This is a genomic window from Gemmobacter sp., assembly GCF_016792925.1.
Lineage (GTDB): Bacteria > Pseudomonadota > Alphaproteobacteria > Rhodobacterales > Rhodobacteraceae > Gemmobacter.
Map to the genome: position 1 here is coordinate 1 of NZ_JAEULU010000116.1, position 5,140 is coordinate 5,140.

Consider the following 5,140-nt stretch of genomic DNA (forward strand, 5'->3'; position numbering starts at 1 on the left):
GGTAGAGCGACGGTCTCCAAAACCGTAGGTCGCGGGTTCGAACCCTGCTGCCCCTGCCAAATCCTCCCGCATTGCGATGACACGACCCGGCGCAGCCCCGCGCCAGCGTTTCATTGCGCAGCCTCTGCGCGGGGCCTTAGTTGTTGGAGCAGCGGTCACCAAAGCCCAGGGTCGCGGGTTCCAGCCCGGCAGCGCCTGCAAGGCTCTTGGCGGTCTCGGCGGTTTTCTGGCTGAGCTGCCATTCGCGCAGCTTCATGCTGAACCCCTTCTGGCGGCGATCCGATTGCATGACGAGGCGCGCGGGCTTGGCAAAGCCGCGGGTGGCGCCGCTGGCAGTGGTGCAGCCGATACTGGCCTTGGCCTCGTTCCGGGCGGCGGCATGGCGGGCCGACAGCGCGCCCAGCAGGGCCATGTCGAGCGCCTGCGGGTTTTGGGCGGCGCGGCCCGCCCCGGCCTCCAGCCCGGCCAGATTGCCCGACAGGATGGCGGCGGCCATGGTTTCCGCGATCTGGCGCTGTTCCGGCGTGGCGCTGGCCTCGCCACCCATCAGGGCGAGGGCGGCGGTCGCCAGCTCGGCCGGGCTGGGATCGGCGCCGGGGGCGGCGGCGGGGCCGAAGGCCAGCGGCGCCATCTCGGGCAGGCGCAGCGTGTTGGGCGTGGTGGCGGCCTGCATCTCCAGCACATGCCGGGGCGAGAAGGCCAAAGCGGCCTGCATCGGGAACCAGTGATAGATATTGTGGAACAGGCAGGACATCACGATGACGCCCGCGCCCTGCATGGCGATCTGACGCAGCGTGGTCATGCCAAGCGCCAGCGTCACGACGAAGGTCAGGCCAAAGCCATAGGCCAGCCCCATCAGCAGGTCGAAATCGGCGGTCTCGGGCGTGGTGGGCTGGCCGCCCATGCGAAAGCGCAGCACCTGACCCGCAATCACCCCGATCAGCCCAAGGAAGAACCCGAAGCTGGTGGCCGCCGGGTGGCGGTGCAGCGGCGTGCCCCGGGGCGAGGGCGCGCGCAGGGCAGAGGGCGCGCTGTCGGGGCGGCGGGCGAGGCGCGCGGCGCGTTCGGCGAAATCTTCCACTTGGGTCGGGGGGCGGGGTGACATGGCGGGGCCTTCCGCTGGCAGGGCTTGGCGGCAAGCCTGCCAGAGGCGCGCGGCGAAAACGCGGCTCGACAGGGGCAAGACGGCGGCCCTTTGTGGCGCCCCTGTGGTGGCTCCTGTGGTGGCCGCATGCCTTCGGGGCGGCGGCCTGCGCGGGTTTTGCCGGGCGCGGCGGGGCGCCGCCGGGGCAAGGCGCTTGAATTCCGGGGGGCAAGCGCGTATTTCGCGGCTCAGGTAAGCGCTGGCAGGCGCAAGGATTGCGCGTGGCGCTCAGGCAGGACGTATCTATAATGGCGAAGGTCTCTCCCCTCCAGTTCATCCAGCAGGTGCGCAGCGAGGTCGGCAAGGTCACCTGGCCGACGCGCCGCGAAGTGATGCTGACCACGGTGATGGTCTTCATCATGGCCGCGCTGGCGGCGACCTTCTTCAGCCTGGTCGATCTGGGCATCCGCACCGGCCTGTCGCTGGTCGTTGGTGGCTTTGGCGCCTGACGCGGGGTCAGGATTGGCGGGTCCGGGGGCGATTTTCCTTGTATTACGGGGCGTCGCGGGCTAGGAAACCGCCAAAGATCAGAAACCGGCGCGCGGCGATTCGAGCTGCGCGCTGTTTTTTGTTCGGTTGCGGGGCAGTTACGCCCCTGAAATGACAGGAATTTCCGGGCTTTGCCCGGCAAAGGGTGAAGGCGGCAAGATGGCCAAGCGTTGGTATTCGGTGAGCGTCCTCTCGAATTTCGAGAAGAAGGTCGCCGAGCAGATCAAGCAAGCCGTGGCCGAGAATGGCCTCGAGGACGAGATCGAAGAGGTTCTCGTGCCGACGGAAGAGGTGATCGAGGTCCGTCGCGGCAAGAAAGTGTCGAGCGAGCGTCGCTTCATGCCCGGCTATGTGCTGGTGCGCATGGAGATGACGAATCGTGGCTATCACACGATCTCGTCGATCAACCGGGTGACCGGGTTCCTGGGCCCGCAGGGCAAGCCGATGCCGATGCGCGATTCGGAGGTCAATGCGATCCTGAACCGCGTCGAGGAAGGCATCGAGGCGCCGCGCACGCTGATTCGCTTTGACATCGGCGAGAAGGTCAAGGTGACCGACGGGCCGTTCGAGGGCTTCGACGGCATGGTCGAGGGTGTGGACGAAGAACACAGCCGCCTGAAGGTGAGCGTGTCGATCTTTGGCCGGGCCACCCCGGTCGAGCTGGAATTCACTCAGGTCTCCAAGGAAATCTGAGCCGAACCGTGGGAGGCGAGGGGCCGCGAGGCGCCGGACCGGACCACTAAACCATGCGCCCCGACAGGGTGCGGTGACAAAGGAGATGGCCCATGGCCAAGAAGATTATCGGCAGCCTCAAGCTGCAAGTGAAGGCCGGTCAGGCCAACCCCTCCCCGCCGGTCGGCCCGGCGCTGGGTCAGCGCGGCCTGAACATCATGGCCTTCGTGAAGGAATTCAACGCGAAGTCCGCCGACCTGCCGCCCGGCACCCCGACGCCGGTCATCATCACCTATTATCAGGACAAGTCGTTCAGCCTTGAACTGAAAACCCCGCCGGCCTCGTTCCTGCTGAAGCAGGCCGCCGGTCTGCCGCCGGTCGGCAAGCGCAACCGCGCCAAGGGTTCGCCCAAGCCGGGCCGTGAAGTGGCTGGCAAGGTGTCGGCGGCACAGATCCGCACGATCGCCGAAACCAAGATGAAAGACCTGAACGCGAACTCGATCGAGGCCGCGATGCAGATCATCCTTGGCTCGGCCAAGTCCTGCGGCATCGAAGTGAAGGGCTGAGAACCATGGCGAAAATCGGTAAGCGCAGCAAAGCCGCCCGCGTGGCTTTCGAAGGCAAAGACCTGATCTCGGTCGAAGATGCGGTGAAGCTCATCAAGGGCGCGGCTTCGGCCAAGTTCGACGAGACGCTGGAAATCGCGATGAACCTGGGCGTTGACCCGCGTCACGCAGACCAGATGGTCCGCGGCGTGGTGCAACTGCCGAACGGCACCGGTAAAACCGTGCGCGTGGCCGTGTTCGCCCGTGGCGCCAAGGCTGATGAAGCCAAGGCCGCCGGTGCAGACATCGTGGGCGCCGAAGACCTGCTGGAAACCATCCAGGGCGGCAAGATCGAGTTCGATCGCTGCATCGCCACCCCGGACATGATGCCGCTGGTCGGCCGTCTGGGCAAGATCCTCGGCCCGCGCAACCTGATGCCGAACCCGAAAGTCGGCACCGTGACGATGGACGTGAAAACGGCTGTCGAAGCGGCGAAGGGCGGCGAAGTGCAGTTCAAGGTCGAAAAAGCCGGTGTGATCCATGCCGGTATCGGCAAGGTCTCCTTCGGCGACGAAAAGCTGGCTGAAAACGTGCGCGCCTTCGTGGACGCCGTGACCAAGGCCCGTCCGACCGGCGCCAAAGGCACCTATGTCAAGAAAGTGTCGCTGTCCTCGACCATGGGTCCGGGCGTGTCGCTGGACCTGGCCTCGGCGGCTGGCAACTGATTTTGCGGCTGCGCGCCCCGGCGGTGCGCAGCCCGAAAATTCCCTTTGGTGACAAAGGGTTTGCAGGGCGGCGACGCCCTGGTCTGTCCGAGACGGCGGGAGGCGCGCAAACGCCTTAATATCCTGCCTGAGATGGGTGATCGAGATTGAAGCCGCCGCGAGGTGGTCTTGGCTCGGGAGCCTTGCGGACCCGAACGCCCCCGGCAACGGGGGCACATACGAGCCGGGGGGAAACCCCCAAACTTGGAGTGAAACTGTGGATAGAGCCCAGAAAGAGAAAGTGGTCGAGGAACTCGGCCAGATCTTCGCAAGCTCTGGCGTGGTTGTGGTTGCACACTACGCGGGTATCACGGTTGCTGAGATGCAGGATCTGCGGGCGCAAATGCGCGCCGTCGGCGGGTCTGTTCGCGTTGCCAAGAACAAGCTCGCCAAGATCGCCCTCGAGGGCCGCCCCGCTGCAAAGATGGGCGACCTGCTGACGGGCATGACCGTGATGGCCTATTCGGAAGACCCTGTCGCTGCGGCGAAGGTCTGCGATGCCTATGCCAAGAAGAACGACAAGTTCGTTCTGCTGGGCGGGGCAATGGGCGACACGGTTCTGGACACGGCCGGTGTGAAAGCCGTCGCCTCGATGCCGTCGCGCGAAGAGCTTATTGCTCAGATCGTGTCGATGATCGGTGCGCCTGCTTCCAGCATCGCCGGTGCCATTGGCGCGCCTGCTTCGAACATCGCTGGCATCCTCAAAACCATCGAGGAAAAAGCCGCAGCCTGATCGCTGCGGTTTGATCTTCGGGATACTCGCGTGGGTTGACCCAATCTCGTTGGAACCCCATCTTAACTGAACGGAAGTGTAAAATGGCTGATCTCAAAGCTCTTGCCGAACAAATCGTCGGTCTGACCCTGCTGCAAGCGCAGGAACTGAAAACCATCCTGAAGGATGAGTATGGCATCGAGCCCGCTGCTGGCGGCGCTGTGATGGTTGCTGGCCCGGCAGCTGCTGCTGCTCCGGCTGAAGAAGAAAAGACCGAATTCGACGTCGTCCTGACCGATGCCGGCGCCAACAAGATCAACGTGATCAAGGAAGTGCGCGCGATCACCGGTCTGGGCCTGAAAGAAGCCAAAGACCTCGTTGAGGCTGGCGGCAAGGTCAAGGAAGGCGCTTCGAAAGCTGACGCTGAAGCGATGAAGAAGAAGCTCGAAGAGGCTGGCGCCAAGGTCGAGCTGAAGTAATCTTGCTGGTGCATCCGCACCAAAAGGATTGACGGACCGGGCTGGGTCTGACCTTGTGTCAGGCCCAGCTTGCGCCGTCTGGGAACCCGACTTGGAAGTGGCTGCGTGCAGCCCCTTCCCAGGCGCGGTTCGAGGTTCGGGAGCGGCCCTTCGGGACGGGCCGCATGAATGGAACCTCCCCCCTGACCTCGCAAACGGCGCGCGCCTGAACCCCGACAGGTGGCGCGCTGGCGAAACAGAAAGGTGACGATGAGCATGGCTCAGAGCTACGTTGGCCAGAAGCGGGTCCGCCGCTACTATGGCAAGATCCGTGAAGTCCTTGAGATGCCGAACCT

Annotated in this window: 7 protein-coding genes; 6 read left to right on the plus strand and 1 reads right to left on the minus strand. The window is 64.6% G+C overall.

The annotated features are described in order from the left end of the window. Positions 1-136 precede the first annotated feature (136 nt). A complete protein-coding gene (locus JNN06_RS05945) occupies positions 137-1,105 on the minus strand; it encodes a hypothetical protein (RefSeq protein ID WP_291238676.1) in 969 nt (322 codons plus the stop codon). Positions 1,106-1,392: 287 nt separating this feature from the next. Between JNN06_RS05945 and secE the strand changes: the two genes are divergently transcribed. From secE to rplL, 6 genes are all read left to right on the plus strand, one after another. After that, positions 1,393-1,593: a preprotein translocase subunit SecE gene (gene secE / locus JNN06_RS05950; RefSeq protein ID WP_291238677.1), complete on the plus strand. Its 201-nt coding sequence runs from the start codon at positions 1,393-1,395 to the stop codon at positions 1,591-1,593. Positions 1,594-1,792: 199 nt separating this feature from the next. Further along, positions 1,793-2,326: a transcription termination/antitermination protein NusG gene (gene nusG, locus JNN06_RS05955; RefSeq protein ID WP_291238678.1), complete on the plus strand. Its 534-nt coding sequence runs from the start codon at positions 1,793-1,795 to the stop codon at positions 2,324-2,326. A 92-nt stretch (positions 2,327-2,418) separates the two neighbouring features. After that, positions 2,419-2,871, plus strand: coding sequence for a 50S ribosomal protein L11 (gene rplK, locus JNN06_RS05960; RefSeq protein WP_291238679.1), 453 nt, complete (start codon positions 2,419-2,421; stop codon positions 2,869-2,871). 5 nt (positions 2,872-2,876) lie between these two features. Beyond that, positions 2,877-3,575 (plus strand): 50S ribosomal protein L1, encoded by a 699-nt coding sequence (gene rplA / locus JNN06_RS05965; RefSeq protein ID WP_291238680.1) that lies wholly within the window; start codon positions 2,877-2,879, stop codon positions 3,573-3,575. 256 nt (positions 3,576-3,831) lie between these two features. Further along, complete coding sequence (gene rplJ / locus JNN06_RS05970) at positions 3,832-4,347, plus strand: 50S ribosomal protein L10 (protein ID WP_291238681.1); 516 nt, start codon at positions 3,832-3,834, stop codon at positions 4,345-4,347. 83 nt (positions 4,348-4,430) lie between these two features. Further along, positions 4,431-4,805, plus strand: coding sequence for a 50S ribosomal protein L7/L12 (gene rplL, locus JNN06_RS05975; protein WP_151718384.1), 375 nt, complete (start codon positions 4,431-4,433; stop codon positions 4,803-4,805). The last annotated feature ends 335 nt before the right edge of the window (positions 4,806-5,140 follow it).

What these genes read in the sequence shown, in the direction of transcription:
- JNN06_RS05945 (WP_291238676.1), bottom strand. Translation starts at nt 1,105, where the DNA reads ATGTCACCCCGCCCCCCGACCCAAGTGGAAGATTTCGCCGAACGCGCC.
- secE (WP_291238677.1), top strand. Translation starts at nt 1,393, where the DNA reads ATGGCGAAGGTCTCTCCCCTCCAGTTCATCCAGCAGGTGCGCAGCGAG.
- nusG (WP_291238678.1), top strand. Translation starts at nt 1,793, where the DNA reads ATGGCCAAGCGTTGGTATTCGGTGAGCGTCCTCTCGAATTTCGAGAAG.
- rplK (WP_291238679.1), top strand. Translation starts at nt 2,419, where the DNA reads ATGGCCAAGAAGATTATCGGCAGCCTCAAGCTGCAAGTGAAGGCCGGT.
- rplA (WP_291238680.1), top strand. Translation starts at nt 2,877, where the DNA reads ATGGCGAAAATCGGTAAGCGCAGCAAAGCCGCCCGCGTGGCTTTCGAA.
- rplL (WP_151718384.1), top strand. Translation starts at nt 4,431, where the DNA reads ATGGCTGATCTCAAAGCTCTTGCCGAACAAATCGTCGGTCTGACCCTG.